At 51.9% G+C, this 17,940-nt stretch carries 16 protein-coding genes; 8 read left to right on the top strand and 8 right to left on the bottom strand.

The window, feature by feature from the left end:
* The first annotated feature begins 2 nt into the window (after positions 1 to 2).
* Together G9C99_RS16090 and G9C99_RS16085 are read left to right on the top strand one after the other, a co-directional pair.
* Positions 3 to 1,061 (top strand): ABC transporter ATP-binding protein, encoded by a 1,059-nt coding sequence (locus tag G9C99_RS16090; RefSeq protein WP_166418551.1) that lies wholly within the window; start codon positions 3 to 5, stop codon positions 1,059 to 1,061.
* Positions 1,058 to 1,939: a carbohydrate kinase family protein gene (locus G9C99_RS16085; RefSeq protein WP_166418550.1), complete on the top strand. Its 882-nt coding sequence runs from the start codon at positions 1,058 to 1,060 to the stop codon at positions 1,937 to 1,939. The genes G9C99_RS16090 and G9C99_RS16085 overlap by 4 nt, the downstream gene beginning before the upstream one ends.
* Positions 1,940 to 1,985: 46 nt before the next feature.
* Here G9C99_RS16085 and G9C99_RS16080 read toward each other — a convergent pair whose 3' ends face one another.
* The 3 genes from G9C99_RS16080 to G9C99_RS16070 all read right to left on the bottom strand — a co-directional run bounded on the left by G9C99_RS16080 (position 1,986) and on the right by G9C99_RS16070 (position 4,919).
* Positions 1,986 to 2,774: an ATP-binding cassette domain-containing protein gene (locus G9C99_RS16080; protein ID WP_166418549.1), complete on the bottom strand. Its 789-nt coding sequence runs from the start codon at positions 2,772 to 2,774 to the stop codon at positions 1,986 to 1,988.
* Between the two features lies 1 nt (position 2,775).
* Entirely contained in the window at positions 2,776 to 3,894 is a 1,119-nt protein-coding gene (locus G9C99_RS16075; RefSeq protein WP_166418548.1) for an ABC transporter permease, read from the bottom strand.
* A gap of 74 nt (positions 3,895 to 3,968) precedes the next feature.
* Entirely contained in the window at positions 3,969 to 4,919 is a 951-nt protein-coding gene (locus G9C99_RS16070) for a sugar ABC transporter substrate-binding protein (RefSeq protein ID WP_166418547.1), read from the bottom strand.
* A 201-nt stretch (positions 4,920 to 5,120) separates the two neighbouring features.
* Here G9C99_RS16070 and G9C99_RS16065 point away from each other — a divergent pair, with 201 nt between their 5' ends.
* Positions 5,121 to 6,128, top strand: a complete 1,008-nt coding sequence (locus G9C99_RS16065; protein WP_166418546.1) for a LacI family DNA-binding transcriptional regulator — start codon at positions 5,121 to 5,123, stop codon at positions 6,126 to 6,128.
* 6 nt (positions 6,129 to 6,134) lie between these two features.
* Here G9C99_RS16065 and G9C99_RS16060 read toward each other — a convergent pair whose 3' ends face one another.
* Genes G9C99_RS16060 through G9C99_RS16050 form a run of 3 tightly spaced genes read right to left on the bottom strand, consistent with a single transcriptional unit; the run spans position 6,135 to position 9,321 of the window.
* The gene (locus G9C99_RS16060) at positions 6,135 to 7,292 is read right to left on the bottom strand and encodes a Gfo/Idh/MocA family protein (RefSeq protein ID WP_166418545.1); all 1,158 of its coding nucleotides are present in this window, start codon (positions 7,290 to 7,292) and stop codon (positions 6,135 to 6,137) included.
* Positions 7,293 to 7,302: 10 nt separating this feature from the next.
* Positions 7,303 to 8,196: a TIM barrel protein gene (locus G9C99_RS16055; protein ID WP_166418544.1), complete on the bottom strand. Its 894-nt coding sequence runs from the start codon at positions 8,194 to 8,196 to the stop codon at positions 7,303 to 7,305.
* Between the two features lie 21 nt (positions 8,197 to 8,217).
* Positions 8,218 to 9,321 carry a Gfo/Idh/MocA family protein gene (locus G9C99_RS16050; RefSeq protein WP_166418543.1) on the bottom strand — a complete coding sequence of 368 codons (1,104 nt, stop codon included), beginning with the start codon at positions 9,319 to 9,321 and terminating at the stop codon, positions 8,218 to 8,220.
* 125 nt (positions 9,322 to 9,446) lie between these two features.
* Between G9C99_RS16050 and iolD the strand changes: the two genes are divergently transcribed.
* From iolD to iolG, 5 genes are read left to right on the top strand one after another with little or no spacing between them, the layout of a single operon-like run.
* Positions 9,447 to 11,312, top strand: a complete 1,866-nt coding sequence (gene iolD, locus G9C99_RS16045; protein ID WP_166418542.1) for a 3D-(3,5/4)-trihydroxycyclohexane-1,2-dione acylhydrolase (decyclizing) — start codon at positions 9,447 to 9,449, stop codon at positions 11,310 to 11,312.
* A gap of 2 nt (positions 11,313 to 11,314) precedes the next feature.
* Positions 11,315 to 12,283 (top strand): 5-dehydro-2-deoxygluconokinase, encoded by a 969-nt coding sequence (iolC, locus tag G9C99_RS16040; protein ID WP_166418541.1) that lies wholly within the window; start codon positions 11,315 to 11,317, stop codon positions 12,281 to 12,283.
* A gap of 11 nt (positions 12,284 to 12,294) precedes the next feature.
* Positions 12,295 to 13,137, top strand: coding sequence for a 5-deoxy-glucuronate isomerase (locus G9C99_RS16035; RefSeq protein WP_166418540.1), 843 nt, complete (start codon positions 12,295 to 12,297; stop codon positions 13,135 to 13,137).
* Positions 13,134 to 13,973 (top strand): class II fructose-bisphosphate aldolase, encoded by an 840-nt coding sequence (locus tag G9C99_RS16030; protein ID WP_166418539.1) that lies wholly within the window; start codon positions 13,134 to 13,136, stop codon positions 13,971 to 13,973. The genes G9C99_RS16035 and G9C99_RS16030 overlap by 4 nt, the downstream gene beginning before the upstream one ends.
* Positions 13,974 to 13,977: 4 nt before the next feature.
* Positions 13,978 to 14,964 (top strand): inositol 2-dehydrogenase, encoded by a 987-nt coding sequence (iolG, locus tag G9C99_RS16025; RefSeq protein WP_166418538.1) that lies wholly within the window; start codon positions 13,978 to 13,980, stop codon positions 14,962 to 14,964.
* A 34-nt stretch (positions 14,965 to 14,998) separates the two neighbouring features.
* On the opposite strand, the gene G9C99_RS16020 is transcribed toward iolG, so the two are convergent.
* Both G9C99_RS16020 and G9C99_RS16015 read right to left on the bottom strand, forming a co-directional pair.
* Complete coding sequence (locus G9C99_RS16020) at positions 14,999 to 15,754, bottom strand: CpsD/CapB family tyrosine-protein kinase (RefSeq protein ID WP_166418537.1); 756 nt, start codon at positions 15,752 to 15,754, stop codon at positions 14,999 to 15,001.
* Between the two features lie 70 nt (positions 15,755 to 15,824).
* Entirely contained in the window at positions 15,825 to 17,924 is a 2,100-nt protein-coding gene (locus tag G9C99_RS16015) for an NAD-dependent epimerase/dehydratase family protein (RefSeq protein ID WP_331460021.1), read from the bottom strand.
* Positions 17,925 to 17,940: the final 16 nt, after the last annotated feature.

Here is a 17,940-nt window from a genome sequence, read left to right as displayed (position 1 = left end):
ATTTGGCCAATCTCGTCCTTAATAATCTTGTCAAAGCTTACGGCAAAACTGAAATTCTTCACGGTATTAATCTCGATGTAGATGATGGTGAATTCGTCGTGTTTGTTGGCCCGTCTGGTTGCGGAAAATCGACGACACTGAGATTGATTGCAGGTCTCGAAGAAATCACTTCGGGCGCTATCGAAATTGGTGGGCGTGAGGTGAATAATCTAGAGCCCAAAGAACGCGATATTGCGATGGTTTTCCAGAACTATGCAATTTATCCGCATATGTCGGTCAAAAAGAACATTGCGTTTGGTTTGCGATCTTCCAAGGCTTCTAAGGCCGAAAAAGAAAAACGCATTCAAGAAGTGGCGGGTATTCTGGATATGGTTGATTTGCTGGAGCGCAAACCAGACCAGCTTTCGGGGGGGCAGCGTCAGCGTGTTGCGATTGGCCGGGCCATGGTGCGTGATCCGGCGGTCTTTCTCTTTGATGAACCGCTGTCCAATCTAGATGCAAAGCTGCGAACACAGATGCGGCTCGAGATTAAAAAGCTGCACCAGCGTGTCGGCAATACAATTATTTTCGTAACCCACGATCAGGTCGAAGCGATGACCATGGCGGATCGTATTGTGATTATGAAAGATGGCTATATTCAACAGGTTGGTACACCGGACGATGTTTATAATCGTCCAGCCAATACCTTTGTGGCAACATTTATCGGCGCGCCGTCCATGAATATGATTGACGGAGAAATCGTAGAGGGGGGTGTTTCTGTTGGAAGTGAAGCAGTGCTCTCCGTCCCCATTGAAGGACACGAAAAAGGGATGGTCACCGTTGGCATTCGACCTGATGATCTGAAGCCTGATATTGGCACGCCAGTGTTAAAGGGAACTGTTACTGTGTGTGAACCACTTGGGCCGGAAACCTTACTTTATGTTGAAACAGGCCAGGGCGAAGTGATCGCGAAGGCCGACGGCCGTACTGCGCCTCAGGTTGGCGATAGTGTTCAGCTTGGTGTAGATTTGTCCACTGTTCATCTCTTCGATCACAAAACCGGAGTTGCGTTGACATCATGATGGACGCGCTAAACAAAATGGGTGGCGTTCTGTCTGTTGGGCGGTTGTACTGTGATTTGGTGTTTACCGGTGTTCCGAGATTACCAACCATGGGAACGGAAGTGTTTTCTGATGGTTTGCAAATCCATGCAGGTGGCGGGGCGTATATTACGGGGGCGACCATTCGCGCACTCGGTCGACCCGCTGCGCTTGCATCAACGCTTCCGGCGGCGCCTTTCGATCATGTGTTGTCGGCGCAATTGTCAATGTCGGGGCTTGATACAACGCGATGTGTTCCAGCGGATTCTGGAAGTGACCCACAGATCACGGTGGCCATTACCAATGGCGCAGATCGGGCATTCTTAACCCGTGCTGACGGACCCGCATTGGGAAATGTAACGTATGAATCCTTGAACAATTCTGGGATTTCTCATTTGCATATAGGTGAGTTACGCACCTTAGTTGAACATCCGGAGTTGATTTCTCTTGCCCGAACATTGGGCCTGACGATTTCTCTGGATTGTTCATGGGAAGATGCGCTGCCCGACATGGCGTCAGAATTGATCAACGCGGTCGATGTGTTTTTACCAAATGAAGAAGAACACATGCGGCTACTACAATCTGGTATCAATTTGAAACCAGAATTACTGACAGTTGTGAAACAGGGAAAATTGGGAGCAACGGCAATCTGGGATGGCAACGAACTGTATGCGAATGCAAAGCCAACACAGGTCGTTGATACCACTGGCGCAGGCGATGCGTTCAATGGCGGTTTTTTGCATAAATGGCTGTCGGATGAACCATTAGAAACCGCGTTAGAATGTGCCAATGATTGTGGGACGTCGGCCGTTTCTGTTGTTGGTGGAACGGGGTGGTTAGGCACTGTAAGGTGCCCATAAAAAGGGGCAGCGCATAAACCGCTGCCCATGAGTTGGGGGAGGTACTTTAGACTGTCCCGCCAAGTGAACCTTCCAGTGATGCCAATTCTTGACCACCAGCCATCATATCTTGCAGTTCTTCTTGCGTGACATTTCCGCGGGTTGCCGTACCAAGCGTTTTCCCGCGATTGAGAACGGTAAACCGGTCCCCAACAGCAAGCGCGTGGCGCACGTTGTGGGTGATGAATACAACCGCGATACCTTGTTTGCGAACCTTATCAATGGTTGCCAACACATTAGCGGTCTGACGGACGCCAAGCGCTGAGGTGGGTTCGTCCAAGATCAGGACTTTCGCCCCGAAATGAACAGCACGCGCAATCGCAACAGTTTGGCGTTCACCACCTGACAACGTGCCAACGGCCTGATCAGGGCCTCGAAGGTTGATACCCATCTTGCCCATTTCATCCATGGTCACCTTATTGGCGTGATCATGGTCAAAGACGCTGATGGGTCCCACTTTGCGAATAGGTTCGTTGCCCATAAAAAAGTTACGGCTGACGGACATAAGCGGGATCATGGCCAAATCTTGATACACCGTTGCAATTCCGGCAGCGATTGAATCGCGTGGGTCGGCAAAATGCATAGGCTCTTCATCAAACAGGATTTCGCCTTTGGTGGGCTTATGAACCCCAGACATTGTTTTAATGAAGGTAGATTTTCCAGCACCGTTGTCGCCCAACAGGCAATGGCATTCGCCAGGATAAATATCCACCGACACACCCGCAAGCGCAATTACAGAACCGAAATGTTTTTCGATGTTGGACATTTGAATAATTGGTTTTTGTGTCTCAGACATCTTATCTCTCCCCTGTGATCAGGCGGCGGATGTAGGTGTTTAGGATCACAGCAAACAGCAGGATCAATCCTAAGAAGACGCGGAACAATGAACTTTCAACGCCGGCAAAGAACAGGCCTTGTTGGACAACTCCGAAAATCAGCGCACCAAGTGCCGCGCCAATGACGGATCCATACCCACCGGTGAGAAGGGCCCCGCCAATAACAACGGCGATGATGGCTTCGAATTCTTTTAGTAAACCTCGATCTGCCCCAGCTGAGCCAAATTCCATGACCTGGCATGTTGCGAAAACGGTTGCGCAGAATGCGGTGAACATAAACATCAGGATTTTAACACGGTTTACAGGAACACCAGTGTAACGTGCGGCTTGGGCATCGCCACCAGCAGCGAAAATCCAGTTCCCAAATCGCGTCCGCACCAGAATAAAGTGCCCAACGATAACCAAGCCGATCGCCCAAACGATCAACATAGGGATGCCGTCAACGACGGGGTCTCCGGCACGTGTGCCGCGTTCGAAGGTCGCGATAATGCCATTGTCGCCAAGCCATTGAAACAACCCGCCGAAAATCTTGCCGCCAAACAAACCAGCGAGCCAATCACCCTCGGCTGCGTCGTCAATGCCACCAATAATAGTGCGGCGTTCGATCAATTGAGGAAGATAGATCGTAAACCCACGAAGAATGAACAAAAAGGCCAAGGTAACAATAAAGCTGGGCAATCCTGTGCGTACGACAATGTAACCGCTTAAGGCACCAATTGCGATGCAAAGAGCAAACGTAACCAGAATTGCCTGCCACACAGGCCACTCGAGGGTCACCGTGAAGATCGCAATCATCATGCCGGCAAAGCCGATCATTGAACCGACCGACAGGTCAAATTCGCCTGCAATCATCAACATGCAAGCGCCAACGGCGATGATCATGAACTGTGCAGATACGATCGACCAGTTCATCACGCCTTGGCTGTTGAACATGCCGCTGTCGCCAGCAAAAATTAGAAATAGCGCAAATACGATGATCGTGCCGCAAATACCGCCGAGCTCAGGCCGGATAAGGGCCGTTCGCAGTCGCGAGGTATTTTTGATCCGTTCATCACTTAAGGCGGTGTTGGCCTCAGACATGGTTGCCCCCAAAACGTGGTGTTGGATAAAAAAATGGCGACAACACGCGCTGTCGCCATTTTCAGGATTACAATTTAGCGATATTCGCCAGCGTATTCTTCAACCAAAGTCAGACCATCGGCGGTGATGAAGCCAGGACCAGAGTTGATGTTGTTACCCGGCAAAACGCCATAACGGTGGTAGTTGGTCATAACGACAACCGGCAGATAGGCCTGCAGGAATGGCTGTTGGTCGATGCCCCAGTTGATGATGCCATCTTTGATGCCTTCAACGATGTTGTCGCCGAGGTCAAAGGTGCCAAAATAGATTTCACCAGCTAGGCCATTTTCTTCGAGCGCAAGCAGGGTCGGGTCAGCACTTGTTGGACCAAGCGTCAGAATCGCATCTGTTTCTGGGTTGGTGTTAAGATAGGCGAGAACACGGTTTTTGATCTCTGCAGGGTCTTGGCCGCTGTCGATCATCTGATTGCCCAATTCAACGCCGAGGCCGTCGGCAAAGCCTTGGCAACGCTCTGTTGAAGAAGGAGAGCTGATGTAGTGGTTCACGCAAAGGAAGGATTGAACGCCTTCACCTGCCGCACGCAAACCTGCTGCGTGGCCTGCATCATACTCGGGCTGGCCAACATACATCAAAGCACCAACTTCGCGCGCTTGTTCTGGTGTGCCTGAGTTCATGATGATGACGTCTACACCGCTGTCGACTGCGGCGCGGATCGGACCAGAAAGTACGTCGTAATCAGAAAGAGTCGTGATGATGCCGTTTGGGCCGGAAGCAGCTGCCTGTTCAATAATGCGTGCCATATCTGCAAGGTCGCCGGTCGGCGGGTTGCGATATTCAACTTCGACATCCATTTGCTCGCCCGCGAGCGCGATGCCATTTTTGATGGTGTTCCACCAGCTGTCGCTGTCTGGGGCATGGCTTACGAGGATATAGCGTTCGCCTTCGGCAAGTGCTGTTGTCGCTGCCAACGCCGGTAGCGATGCAACGGTTGCCGCAATGGCAATTTTTTTAATGAGTGCAGTCATGGTTTCCTCCCAAAAAGTCATTTTTGCGTTCTGTGTGAATGAGGCGCAATCGCCATTCCAACGTAGCAAAGCACGAATCAAATTATTTTGCAACCGGTTGCAAAAAAGGTTTTAAAATTCCATGCTGCTATTGAAGGCGAAACCCATTACACACCTACTGGCTACAAAAATTAGGCAGTTTACACCGGAGCAAGTATCCATATGTCGGCTACACTGAAGGATGTCGCGTTGAAGGCGGGGGTTTCTACCTCAGCAGTGTCACGTACCTTCACACCCGGGGCGTCGGTGTCGACAAAGATGCGTACCCGGGTCGAAAAAGCGGCTGAAGAATTGGGGTATCAGCCAAATTTCCTAGCGCGAAGCCTGACGACTCGGCGGACCAAGTTGATCGGACTGGTGTCAGACAACTTTACCAATCCGTTTTTTCTACATGTGTTTGACCTGTTTACATCTGGTTTACAGGAACAAGGTCTGCGCCCACTTTTGGTAAATATCTCGGGCCAACATGACCCGGTGGAAACGGCCCAGATGTTGCGGCAGTATTCTGTTGACGGTGTTATTGTTGCATCATCCACCGTTGGTCGGGATTTTGTTGATGCTTTTCAAAATGTTAAAATTCCAATCGTCTATACGTTTTCCAGATATTACAGCAGCCCTGAGGTCAATATTGTCGGCATTGATAACCGCGCTGCGGGCGAATATGCCGCGAATATTTTGATTGATCGAGGATATGAAACCATCGGGTTTATGGGTGGCCCTAAAGAAGCGATTTCAACCTATGATCGTTATCTCGGGTTCTCAAAGGTGATGTCCGAGCATCCAGAAATAGACTTTTCCTATAGTTTTGCTGAGGCTTATTCATTTGCAGCTGGCCGTAAGGAAATGATGCGTCTACTCGAGGGGGATAAAGCCGAGGCTTATTTTGGTGCGGATGACGTCGTGTCGATCGGCGCGCTGTCCGCAATCGAGGCGCACGGGTTATCTGTACCGGATGATATTGGAATACTGGGATTGAACGATATTGAAATGGCGGGTTGGGAAAATATTAACCTGACTACGATTCGTCAGCCCGTAGCCCAAATTGTTGCGTCATCGATTGAATTGATGGCCTCACTTCTCGAACGAGAGGGGGAGCAATATCCAGAGGCGCGGTTGCTACCGAGTCGACTGGTTGAACGGGGGACATTACGCCCCCCGTCAGATATTTAAGACCGATTAGCGAAACATTGGCGGGCGGGCATCAACCCATGTTCCGTTGTCTTTTCCAGAATCAGCAACCGCAAAAACAGCAGCCATAGACCGAAGCCCATCTTCAGCGCGCGGATATAAATCTGCGGCAGGATCAATTGCGCGGCCTTCTTTTTGGGCGCGAATAGCTTCGTCCAGATCAGAGTAGATATTCGCGAACGCCAATGGCATGCCTTCGGCGTGACCGATGGTGACGCGTGTTGTGCGATCTGCCTCAGGTGACAGGTTCGCTTCGCCTCGTTCAATCACTTGCAGACGTTCATTCAGCGGCATGTAATAAAGTTGGTTTGGCTGTTCCTGTGACCAACGCAAACCACCCGTTTCACCAAAAACCTGCAGGGTCAAACCGTGCTGGCGACCAATCGCAACTGAGGAGGTCCAAAGACGGCCAACTGTGCCGCCATCCATGCGGAAATTGACCATTGCGTCGTCTTCCAACACGCGGCTTTCAATGCAAGACACAGTGTCTGCTGACAGGCGCTCAACCTCTTGACCCGTTACAAAGCTAGCCATGTGCAGCGCGTGAATACCGCAATCTGCAAACTGGGCAGAAACACCAGCCTGTGCCGGATCATAGCGCCAACGCACCCGCGGATTGTCCGCATCCGCAGCATCAGCGTGGTGGCCATGCGCGAATTCTGCTTTGACCAAGCGGATTTTACCAAGGTCGCCGCGCGCGACCATCGCCCGCATGTGACGCACCAATGAATACCCGGAATACCCGTAGTTCACTGCGCAGATTTTACCTGTTGCCTTGGCGATTTTGACGATCTCTTCGCCTTCCTCAACGGTCATTGTCATGGGCTTTTCGCACAAGACATTAAAACCGTTTTCAAGGAAAGATTTGGTGATCTCAAAGTGGGTTGCGTTGGGCGTTGCAACGGTGACCAGATCGACGCGATCATCACGGTTTTTTTCGCCCTCAAGCATTTCACGCCAGTCGCCGTAAGAACGATCCGCAGCAAGACCCAAGCGCTGGCCATATGCGCGGCCTTCTTCTGGGCGGTGATCCAGCGCACCCGCGACAAAAGAAAACGCGCCATCAAGCCCAGACCCAAGCCGGTGTGCCGGGCCGATTTGACTGCCTTCGCCGCCGCCGATCATGCCCCAATTTAGTTTAACCATGGTATAATCCTTAGTTGAAGCCGATGGATTCTAGGTATTCGCGGTTGAGACGTGCATCGCCAACCGGATCAGGGTCAAGGGTTGGGTCGCAATCTTGTTCCACGGTGCACCAACCTTCAAAACCTGCATCAACTAGAACCTGACGCACAGCAGGGAAATCAACATCACCGTCACCAAGGTTGCAGAAAATACCTTGACCACAAGCATCATAAAACCCAGTGGATTTTGCAATGACGTCAGTTTTGATTTTGGGGTCTACATCTTTGAAATGCATATAGGAAATGCGATCAATATGCTTTTTCATGAACGCAACTGGATCAAATCCTGCATAGGAATGGTGGCCTGTGTCAAAACAGATTTTGAGAATGCTCTCGTCGACCTCGTTCAACAGGCGTTCAAGCTCTGGTTCAAAATCCATGAACCCGGCGGCGTGGGCGTGAATGCCAACGGTCAGGCCGTATTCTTCGGCGCCGAGCTTTGCCACGGTCGCAATGCGATCACGGAATGCAGTCCATTCTGCTTTGTCCATTTGTTCGGCGTCAGCGGCACGTCCGGCAGTGGGGGCGCGGCGTTCTGAAATGCTGTCGATCAACACAAGATGTTTGGCACCATGTGCGGTCAACGCTTTGCAAGTGCGTACGGCGCCATCCATTACGTCGTCCCATTGGTTTGGGTCGTGAAATGCGCGAAAAACAACGCCGCCGATCAGTTCTAGATCGTGTTCCGCCAGCCCATCCGCAAGCAACGCGGGGTCCTCTGGCATAAAACCAACAGGGCCAAGCTCGATGCCTTTGTAGCCTGCCTCGGCGTTTTCCTTAAGCACGGTTTGCCACGCTGGATTGCGCGGGTCATTTGCAAATTCTACACCCCATGAACAGGGGGCATTGCCAATTCTGATTGTCATTCTGTGAGGCCTTTCAAATGGTCAGAATGTTTGTACGGTCTGCCATGATTTCGTACGCGACGATTCCACTGCAGCGGCTATGACTTGGTTTGCGGCAACCCCATCGTTGAAGGTTGGCCACACCGAAGTGTTGGTGTGAATGGCGTGCAAAAAATCGCGCGCTTCGATAATGATCTGGTCTTGGTACCCTGTGCCGTGACCGGGGCCTTGGCAAAACGGCAGGTAATCCGGATGCGCGGGGCCTGTCAGGATCTTACGAAACCCGCGTTCGGCTTCTGGGCCGTCCATGCGGTAAAGCCATATGGCGTTTTGGTCCTCTTGATCAAAACGGATGGCGCCCTTGGTTCCGGTGACCTCATAGGCGTATCCCATTTTGCGACCAGTTGCGATCCGACTAAAGAACATCTGCCCCATCACACCGTTTTCAAATCGGCACATCAATTGACCTTGGTCGTCGTTGGTTACGTCCCCGCCGGGCCGGGTGGTGTGCACGGTTTCAACCTCGGCGATCACTGATTTGATGGGTCCGATCAGGGCAAGTGCCGCGTTGACCATATGAGGCGCTAGATCGCCCATGGTGCCGTTCGCTTCGCCAGTGGTGCGCCAAGTTGCGGGGGCGGATGGGTCGGCGTAGAAATCTTCGGTATGTTCACCACGAAACCATGTGACATCGCCGATTTCACCGTCTGCAATCAGCTGGCGTGCATATTGGGACGCGGGGGTGCGGATGTAGTTAAAGGCAACCATGTTTACGGTGCCATTACGGGCGGCCGCATCAGCGATGGCGCGGCTATCATCCAGGGATGCGCCCATCGGTTTTTCGCACAACACAGGTTTTTTCAGGGCCATTGCGGCCTCTACGATGTCGCGGTGCATTTCTTGCGGGGTCGCTATGACGATGGCGTCAACCTTGGGGTCGTTGACCAAGACGCGCCAATCGGATGTTGCGCGTGCAAAGCCAAAGGCAGTGCGGTATTGCTCGGCGGATTGATCGCTGCTGGCACACACCATTTCAAGGCGCGGACGCAGCGCGGTATTGAAAACGGCCCCAACAGCAGACATGGCAACAGCATGCGCTTTGCCCATGTACCCACCGCCAAGAATCCCTATGCCAATTTCACCCATTGTGCGTCCTTTGTGAAAATCAATTTGCAACCGGTTGCAAAATTAGTATCTTTAGAATCGAAACAGTGCAAGACAGAATCGAAATACCCAACAGGGTGCTTTGATGTAAGAGGATGCAAAATACGATGGCCACACCCACATTCACTCTGACCACCGCGCAGGCGATTATTAGGTACCTTGCCAATCAGTTTATCGAAATTGACGGTGAAGAAATGCGGCTGTGCGGCGGCGGTTTTGGCATCTTTGGGCATGGGAATGTCACTTGTCTGGGTGAGGCTTTGCACGACCACCGCACTGAGTTGCCACTGTATCGCGGGCAAAACGAACAAAGCATGGGGTTTGCCGCGGCGGCTTACTCTAAACAATGGTTACGTCAGCGTTTTATGTTCTGCACTGCAAGCGCGGGGCCGGGCACATCTAACCTTTTGACCTCAGCTGCATTGGCGCATGCAAACCGACTGCCGATGTTGATGTTGTGCGGCGATACGTTTTTAACCCGTTTGCCTGACCCTGTTTTACAGCAGATGGAAAACTTTGGCGATCCAACCTTTGGCGTGAATGATGCGTTTAAACCGGTTAGCCGCTATTGGGACCGGATCACTCATCCGGCGCAGATCATCCAATCTTTGCCAGCGGCCTTGGCGACAATGATGGACCCCGCAGATTGCGGTCCAGCCTTTTTGGGATTGCCGCAGGATGTCCAAGGTTGGACATATGAATATCCGGCTGAGTTTTTTGAAAAGAAAGTGCATCGCATTCGCCGGATTACCCCGGACGATGCGGAAATCGCGGATGCAGTCGCAGCGCTGAAAACTGCCGAGCGCCCAATGATCATCGCCGGGGGCGGTGTACAATATTCACGCGCAGTGGCTGAGCTGACCGCTTTTGCCGAGGAAACGCAAATTCCGGTTGTGGAAACTATTGCGGGCCGGGCAAACATGGTGGCGACCCATCCTTTGAACATTGGCCCGATTGGCGTCACTGGATCTGACAGTGCAAATGCAATCGCTGAGCAGGCGGATGTGATTGTTGCGGTTGGCACCCGGCTTCAGGATTTTACGACGGGGTCTTGGACAGCGTTTGCCAAAGATGCGCAGTTTATTTCGGTCAACGCGGCACGCCATGATGCGGCTAAACATCGGTCGATGCCTGTTGTTGGAGACGCGAAAAAGGCGCTTGGTCAGTTAGCCGCTGCGGCCAAAGGTTATGCAAGCCCGCCGGCTTGGACAGAACAGGCGCAGGCATTGCGCGTCAAATGGGACGCCTACGTTTCTGAAAACACCGCATTAGGTAATCGACCCAATTCTTATGCGCAGGCGATTGGTGTTGTGAACGAATTGTGCGATCCGCGCGATCGCGTTGTTGCTGCGGCAGGTGGTCTGCCTGCTGAGGTGACTGCGAACTGGCGTACACTTGATGTTGGTACGGTTGATGTGGAATTCGGATTTTCCTGCATGGGCTATGAGATAGCTGGCGGCTGGGGCGCGCGGATTGCCCAGGCCGAGCGTGAGCCTGACAAAGACACTATCGTTTTCGTCGGGGACGGGGCCTATATGCTGATGAATTCAGATATTTATTCTTCGGTTCTAAGCCGTAAGAAAATGATCATCTGTGTGCTTGATAATGGTGGCTTTGCGGTCATCAATAAACTGCAAAACAACACGGGCAACGAAAGCTTTAACAACCTGTTGGAAGATTGCCCGACCATCCCCGAACCGTTTGCAGTTGATTTTGAGGCGCACGCCGCATCTATGGGTGCTGCGGCGGAAACCGTTGCCAATCCAACCGAAATGGCTGCTGCCTTTGCCCGCGCAAAAGCGAGCGACAAAACCTATGTTATCTGCATGAAGGTCGACCCCTATGAAGGCTGGACCACAGAAGGTCACACTTGGTGGGAGGTTGGAACACCGCATATCACTGACAATGACAAAGTGCGCGCCGCCCATACCGATTGGGAAGCCAGCCGCAGCAAACAACGTAAAGGGGTGTAAAGATGGATCTGTCTTCAAACACCTTTGTGATTGTCGGTCGCGCGGGCATGGATATTTACCCTGATCCCCCCGGCACGAAAACCGAAGAGGCGACGCAGTTCTTTAGTTGTCTTGGTGGATCGTCCGCAAATATCGGCGTGGCAATCACCAAACATGGCGGCAAAACCGCGCTGGTGACCAGTGTATCGGATGATGCTGTTGGTCGTTTTGCGTTGAATGAGCTTGATAAATACGGGATCAACCGCGACCACGTTAAATCCGTCACAGGCGAAGTGCGCACATCACTTGCCGTAGTGGAAACGCGGGTTGAGGATCATCAATCGGTGATTTACCGCAATGATGCCGCTGATTTCCAGATGACGCTCGAAGATGTGGCTGAGGTTGAATACAAATCGTTTGGGGCGCTGATCACCACCGGGACAGTGTTCGCTGCACAACCGTCACGCGATGCTGCGTTTCACGCGTTTGATCTGGCGAAGGCCGCCGGTATTCCACTGATTTTCGACGTCGATTACCGCCCGTATTCATGGCCATCAGCCGAAGATGCAGCAGAGACATATTCACGCGCAGCGGCGCTATGTGATGTGATCATCGGCAATGACGTTGAATTTGGCTTTATGGCTGGGGATTACGACAAAGGGTTAGATAAAGCGCGCGAACTGGCGCAAACAACAGCCAAGATCGTCGTTTATAAAATGGGCGAAGAGGGTGCCATCACCATCACACCTGACACGGAATTCCGAACGGGGATTTACCCGGTCACGGCGCTTAAACCAACTGGGGCTGGTGACAGTTTCATGGGTGGGTTTATTGCCTCACTGGCCGCAGGGCATGAACTGAAAGACGCCGTTTTGCGCGGGTCGGCCTGTGCCTCAATGGTCGTCAGCCGTGTTGGCTGTGCCCCTGCAATGCCCACAACTGCTGAGTTGGAGGAATTCCTTTCCTCCCACCCCGGCCCAACAGAAGTCTGAAAGGACCGAACATGCATATCGCCCCTTATAATAATGAAAACAAACCCATCGTTGATGTCGAAAGCGAAACTGTTCCGTTAAATTATTTCAATATCGTGAAGCTAAAACAGGGTGAAGCGTTTGAATATCAGGTGCCGGGGTATGAAACCTGTATCGTGCCTGCGACAGGCACTGTTGATGTCGATATCGAAGGCATGGCCTTTGAAAATTTAGGTGGTCGTGGCGTTGATGTTTGGGATGGCGAACCCGAAGGCGTTTATGTTCCCGTCGGTGCCAAAGCCACAATCGTTGGTAAATCTGACACAACCGAAGTTTTCATCGCCGGTGCGAAATACGATAAGGTACTTGATCCGTTTGATGTACGCGCCGATGGTATTGATCTGGTGCAATACGGGTCTGATGACACTAAAACGCATCGCAAAATCAAACACATTTTGGGCCAAAAACAACACGACAAAGTCGGGCGGTTGCTGGTCAGCGAACTTTATACTGTGGGGCAGGGCGGCTGGTCAGGCTTCCCAAGCCATAAACACGACACTGACCGTCTACCGGATGAGACGCGTCATGATGAAACCTATAATTTCCGGTTCCGCCCGAATTATGGGTCTGGCGTGCAGATGTTGCAACGCGAAGATGGCAAACCCGGTGATGCCTACCATATCGTTGATGGATCGACGATATGCCTAGATGCAGGTTATCACCCTTGTGCTGTGCTTCCGGGTTATGAAATGTACTATTTCACAATCCTCGGCGGGTTAAGCCAGCGGTCGTTGGTGCAGTATTTTCAGCCATCACATGCCGCGCAACTTGAGACAATTCCAGGCATCAAAGACATGATCGCGAAATTCAAATGACGCTTGCGACACTTGCTGATGTTTTGCAACCCGCGCTTAAAAACGGGTATGCGGTAGCGGGTCTTGTGACCCTTGGTTGGGAAGAAATGCGCGCCTATGTTGCCGCGGCTGAGGCCGAAGGCTGCCCAGTGATTTTGCAAGCCGGGCCAAGCTGTCGTGACCACACGCCATTGCCGATTTTGGGAAAGATGTTTCGCCATTTGGCCGAAAACGCTTCGGTGCCAGTGGTGGCGCATTTGGATCATGGGTACACCTTTGAAGACTGCAAAATGGCGCTCGATAGTGGATTTACGTCTTTGATGTTTGACGGGTCTCGCAAACCACTTCAGCAAAATATTGATGAAACCGCCGCCATTGCAGAAATGGCCCATGCGGCTGGCATTTCTTGCGAAGGCGAAATTGGGTTTGTTGGATATTCTGGGGGTGAGAATTCCGCCGGGACAGATCCTGCGGAGGCTGCTAAATTCGCGGTTGAAAGTGGCGTTGATGCCATGGCTATTTCCGTTGGCAACGTCCACTTGCAGCAGGACAAAGAAGGTGGTCTAGACATTGATCGCATCCGCGCGATTGAAGCTGTAACCGATATTCCGCTGGTTATTCATGGCGGATCGGGTGTGCCCGTTGATCAACGTACGTTGCTCGCTAAAAACTCAAGCGTGTGCAAATTCAACATCGGAACAGAGTTGCGGATGGCGTTTGGTCATGCGATGCGTGATGCCGTGAACCGTGATCCAAAGCGGTTTGATCGTGTCACAATTCTAAAAGAAACCCACGATCCGGTTGTTGCGGCAACCCGAAATGTATTGCGCGCCTTTGGTGCCCCCAAACTGGGATAGAACTATGTTAAATATCGGAATTCTGGGATGCGGTCGTATTGGTCAGGTGCATGCAGGATCAATCGCTGGGCTGGCCAACGCGCGTGTTTCGGCGGTTTCTGATGCGTTCCCAGCCGCAGCCGAAGCCTTGGCGGCATCGCACAATGCGCAAGTGTCCACGACAGAGCAGATTATCGCTGACCCCGCGATTGACGCTGTTGTTATCGGGACGCCAACCGACACACATTACGATTTGATCCACCAAAGCGCGCGTGCGGGCAAAGCGATTTTTTGCGAGAAACCGGTGGATATGTCTGCTGATCGCATTCGTGATTGCATCAAAGTGGTCGAAGAAAACAACGTCGCATTTCTGACGGGGTTCAATCGCCGGTTTGACCCGAACTTTGCCCATATTCAGGCGGCTATTCGGGCAGGGGACATCGGGGATGTTGAGATTCTGACGATCCTATCTCGTGACCCGTCCGCCCCGCCGGTTGAATACATCAAAAGCTCTGGTGGGTTGTTTCGCGATATGATGATCCACGATCTTGACATGGCGCGGTTTATGCTGGGCGAAGAGATTACCCAGGTATTTGCTGTTGGGTCTTCTTTGGTTGATCCCGAGATTGGCAAAGCAGGTGATGTGGACACGGCTGCGGTGACTTTGACAACAGCGAGTGGTCGGATTTGCCAAATTTCCAATTCCCGTCGCGCTACCTACGGCTATGATCAACGGCTAGAGGTGCACGGATCTAAGGGGATGTTGCGCGCTGAAAATTTACTTGAAAACAATGTTGAAATGGCAACGGCAGACGGGTTTGCAAAAGCGCCTGCTCAGCATTTCTTTTTAGAAAGATACCAGGCGGCGTATTCAGTTGAGATGGCGCATTTTGTGGACAGCGTTTTGGCTGGAACACCTCCAGCGCCGAGCATCCATGATGGCTTACAAGCGCAGATATTGGCAGATGCCGCCGCGCTTTCGCTTGAGACGGGCGCCCCTGTAAATCTATGAAACAGGTCGGCGGTGCAGGCGCGCCGCCGGCTTTTTAGCCATCTTCGGCTTTGTTAAGAACAACCCCGATAAGGGGTTTTTTTCCACCTAACATCAATTCGACATCTCTGATTTCTCTGGCGGTTGTCATAGATCCACTGGCGACTAATAGAACGCCGTCAATGTTGGGCAAGAATGACAATACATCATCATTGCTAAGGGCAGGGGGCAGATCATACAGAACGACATCAGGCAGTAATGTATCTAACATTTCGTCCAATACATCGCCCGTCATGTTTTCCTGTAGCATCTCTGCTGGCGCATCAACTGTTTCTGCGTTTAACCCGACAACTAAATTTGGCCCGACACGCAGAAAATACTCTTCGGGTGTGAGATGGCCAGTCAAATAATCACTGATTTTTATAGTGTCTTCGACACCCATCACTTTGGCTAAACTTGGATTGCGCAGATCGAGATCTATTAAAACCGTGCGGATGCTTTCGCGTCGGGAAATGCTCATCGCGAGGTTGGTTGCTACAAAAGTTTTACCGCAGTCCTGCGTCGGAGACGTAATCGCAATTCTGTTCCAGCCTCGATCCGCCAAAAGCTGCAACAGCCGTGTGCGTAAAATATCAAAGGACTTATTGGCCGGGTGTTCTCGTGAGGCGCTTATCACCAAAGATTGCTCAAGAATTTTGGCGTTTAAGGTAACAGTGTCTAAACCATCCCACGCATCGACAACAGTCAACGCAGCTGACCGCAGCTCTTGGCTGAGGTCTTCGGGGGATTTGGAGGCGCTTTGATCTGACATACTGAACCTTTTGTTACACACAGCATTTACCAAATGAATTCGGCAAAATGATGGCCGCTTGGGATTTGGCCTAAAAACCTAACAGATTTGCATCAACAATGGCTGCGTCGATAAATTTGCGGCGATCTGGTTCGGGGGCCCATCCCAACACTTTTTTCGGAAGCTGATTGTCAAACGGCGAAAAATGCGCGCGAGATTTCCAGTCCTTGAGCGATGCACGATCCAATCCTGTACGCCGCAGCGCATATTTCTTGAGTAGATGTTTGACAGTATCGGCTGCAAAAAACACATGAAGTGAACCGGGCGATACTTTGATCCGTGCGCCAAGCGTATTATGAATGGCGTTAAAGTAATCTCGTGCGGTCAGCATGGGTTCGCCGATCAAATTAAAGGACTGTCCGATCGCTTCGGGCACTTCGATCATTCGAATGAGCCCTTCGGCAACATCGTCAATCAACACAAAAGGAAGCGTGTTTTTGCCGGGTCCCCAAATACGAACCGCACCGGCACCATGCCAGCGTCCAATACCCCAGTGCTGGAGCGGGCCGCCTTGGCCAACTACAATGCCAGGTCGCGCAATCACGAGTGGCAGACCACGATCGCGATGCATTTTTAGCAGCTCTTCTTCGCATTTAGCCTTTGAGCGCGCATAGAGGTTTCGATCCGTCATATCCTGTGAAAACCCGGTGTTTTCAGTAATGTGATGGGCCGGATCGGACATGTCATATGATGCAATTGTGCCAGTGTAGACGAATTGTTTGACACCGGCCTCAATAGCGGCCTCTGCAACATTGATGGTCACTCCAACGTCGTTTTCTAGGCAGGCCTCCCACGTGTCTTCTAACGCCTTGCCTAGATGATAAACGGCGTCACAGCCTTGCATGGCCTGAACCAACGCAGCGCGATCTTTGAGCGACGCCTGCATGATTTCCACGCGGTCGGTGAGATGCTCAAACGGACCTTTGCGACCACGACTAAGCACGCGAACATCATGGCCACGTTCGACCAGCATTTCGGTCAGGCGTTTGCCAATAAATCCGGTGCCGCCGATCACCAACACGCTGGGATTTGGGGCGCGGCTCTGCGTATGCACAGGGTCCGGCTGTTTTGGCAAAAAGGCGAGCGTGTCGTCGATGGCGTGCATAACCGTCTGTGCGGATTCCCCGGAAAACCTCGGGTCAATTGGGCGACCATGGCGCAGGCTCTCGCTAACGCTTTTGACCATTCCTTGAAAACTAAGCGCATAGGCGGATTTACGATTAAGGGATACAGTTTGGCGCGCGGCGTTTACGATCCCTTCGCGCAGATCCTGACCTGTCAGCGAAAGCTGGCGCCGCAGTGGGTTCATAACAATATCGGACGAATTTTCAGCGTTTATAGTTAATGTATCTGACGCATAATCAAGCCGGGCAATGCCCGTGCTTCCGCGTACAGTGACTGACCTGTCGTCCATTGTTTCAACAAGCGAAAGATTGATGGTGATATCAACATCCCCCGCACGTGCGATGACCCGCCAAGATTGCGGTCGTTCTGCCCCACCCGGCAGTGTAATCGGTTTGCCGATGCTAAGGTGTTCGATGTTAAGCGGACCAAACAGATCGACGGCAAAGCCAAACAAATGTGGGCCGAGCTCGAGCAACAGATTTTTGGTGTCTTGCAATAACCACAGGCCAAATGGCCCAGACCGCAAAGGGGCCAGAGGAAAATGCCAGTTAAACTCTGCGGATGTGATGCGCCCAATATCGCCAGCATCTTTGGCAGCTTTTAGGCGCTGATATCCGGGGGTGCCCATGAAATTGTGACCGGCTGAAAAACAACGGTCTGCCGCTGCGGCGGCTTGGTTTATTTCGGTGACGTCAGATGCCGACAGGGCCACTGGTTTTTCGACCAACACATGTAATCCACCCTGCAACGCCTCAATCGCGAGAGGTTTATGCAAAGGAGGTTGTGTAAGGATATGAACTGCATCGCAGGTGCCAGATTGAATAAGGTCTTCTAAAGAGGAAAACGTGGGAGCGCCGTGTTTAGCAGCGAGCGCCTGCGCCGCGCCCAAGGCGGGATCGCAGATGGCTGCAACACTTGCGCCATCCGTCATACGGATCGCGTCAGCGTGCCAATCTGCAATATACCCAGCACCGACAAGCCCAATTCTGATCAATTCTTTAGCCACGTTAGAAAACCTATTC

This window comes from Cochlodiniinecator piscidefendens (genome assembly GCF_011326755.1).
GTDB classification, from domain to species: domain Bacteria; phylum Pseudomonadota; class Alphaproteobacteria; order Rhodobacterales; family Rhodobacteraceae; genus Cochlodiniinecator; species Cochlodiniinecator piscidefendens.
The sequence above is the reverse complement of the archived record's forward strand: the minus strand, read 5'-3'. Positions and strand labels throughout refer to the sequence as shown.

What these genes read in the sequence shown, in the direction of transcription:
- G9C99_RS16070 (WP_166418547.1), bottom strand. Translation starts at nt 4,919, where the DNA reads ATGACTGCACTCATTAAAAAAATTGCCATTGCGGCAACCGTTGCATCG.
- G9C99_RS16035 (WP_166418540.1), top strand. Translation starts at nt 12,295, where the DNA reads ATGCATATCGCCCCTTATAATAATGAAAACAAACCCATCGTTGATGTC.
- G9C99_RS16060 (WP_166418545.1), bottom strand. Translation starts at nt 7,292, where the DNA reads ATGGTTAAACTAAATTGGGGCATGATCGGCGGCGGCGAAGGCAGTCAA.
- G9C99_RS16065 (WP_166418546.1), top strand. Translation starts at nt 5,121, where the DNA reads ATGTCGGCTACACTGAAGGATGTCGCGTTGAAGGCGGGGGTTTCTACC.
- iolG (WP_166418538.1), top strand. Translation starts at nt 13,978, where the DNA reads ATGTTAAATATCGGAATTCTGGGATGCGGTCGTATTGGTCAGGTGCAT.
- G9C99_RS16030 (WP_166418539.1), top strand. Translation starts at nt 13,134, where the DNA reads ATGACGCTTGCGACACTTGCTGATGTTTTGCAACCCGCGCTTAAAAAC.
- G9C99_RS16080 (WP_166418549.1), bottom strand. Translation starts at nt 2,774, where the DNA reads ATGTCTGAGACACAAAAACCAATTATTCAAATGTCCAACATCGAAAAA.
- G9C99_RS16020 (WP_166418537.1), bottom strand. Translation starts at nt 15,754, where the DNA reads ATGTCAGATCAAAGCGCCTCCAAATCCCCCGAAGACCTCAGCCAAGAG.
- G9C99_RS16085 (WP_166418550.1), top strand. Translation starts at nt 1,058, where the DNA reads ATGATGGACGCGCTAAACAAAATGGGTGGCGTTCTGTCTGTTGGGCGG.
- G9C99_RS16055 (WP_166418544.1), bottom strand. Translation starts at nt 8,196, where the DNA reads ATGACAATCAGAATTGGCAATGCCCCCTGTTCATGGGGTGTAGAATTT.
- G9C99_RS16075 (WP_166418548.1), bottom strand. Translation starts at nt 3,894, where the DNA reads ATGTCTGAGGCCAACACCGCCTTAAGTGATGAACGGATCAAAAATACC.
- iolC (WP_166418541.1), top strand. Translation starts at nt 11,315, where the DNA reads ATGGATCTGTCTTCAAACACCTTTGTGATTGTCGGTCGCGCGGGCATG.
- G9C99_RS16050 (WP_166418543.1), bottom strand. Translation starts at nt 9,321, where the DNA reads ATGGGTGAAATTGGCATAGGGATTCTTGGCGGTGGGTACATGGGCAAA.
- iolD (WP_166418542.1), top strand. Translation starts at nt 9,447, where the DNA reads ATGGCCACACCCACATTCACTCTGACCACCGCGCAGGCGATTATTAGG.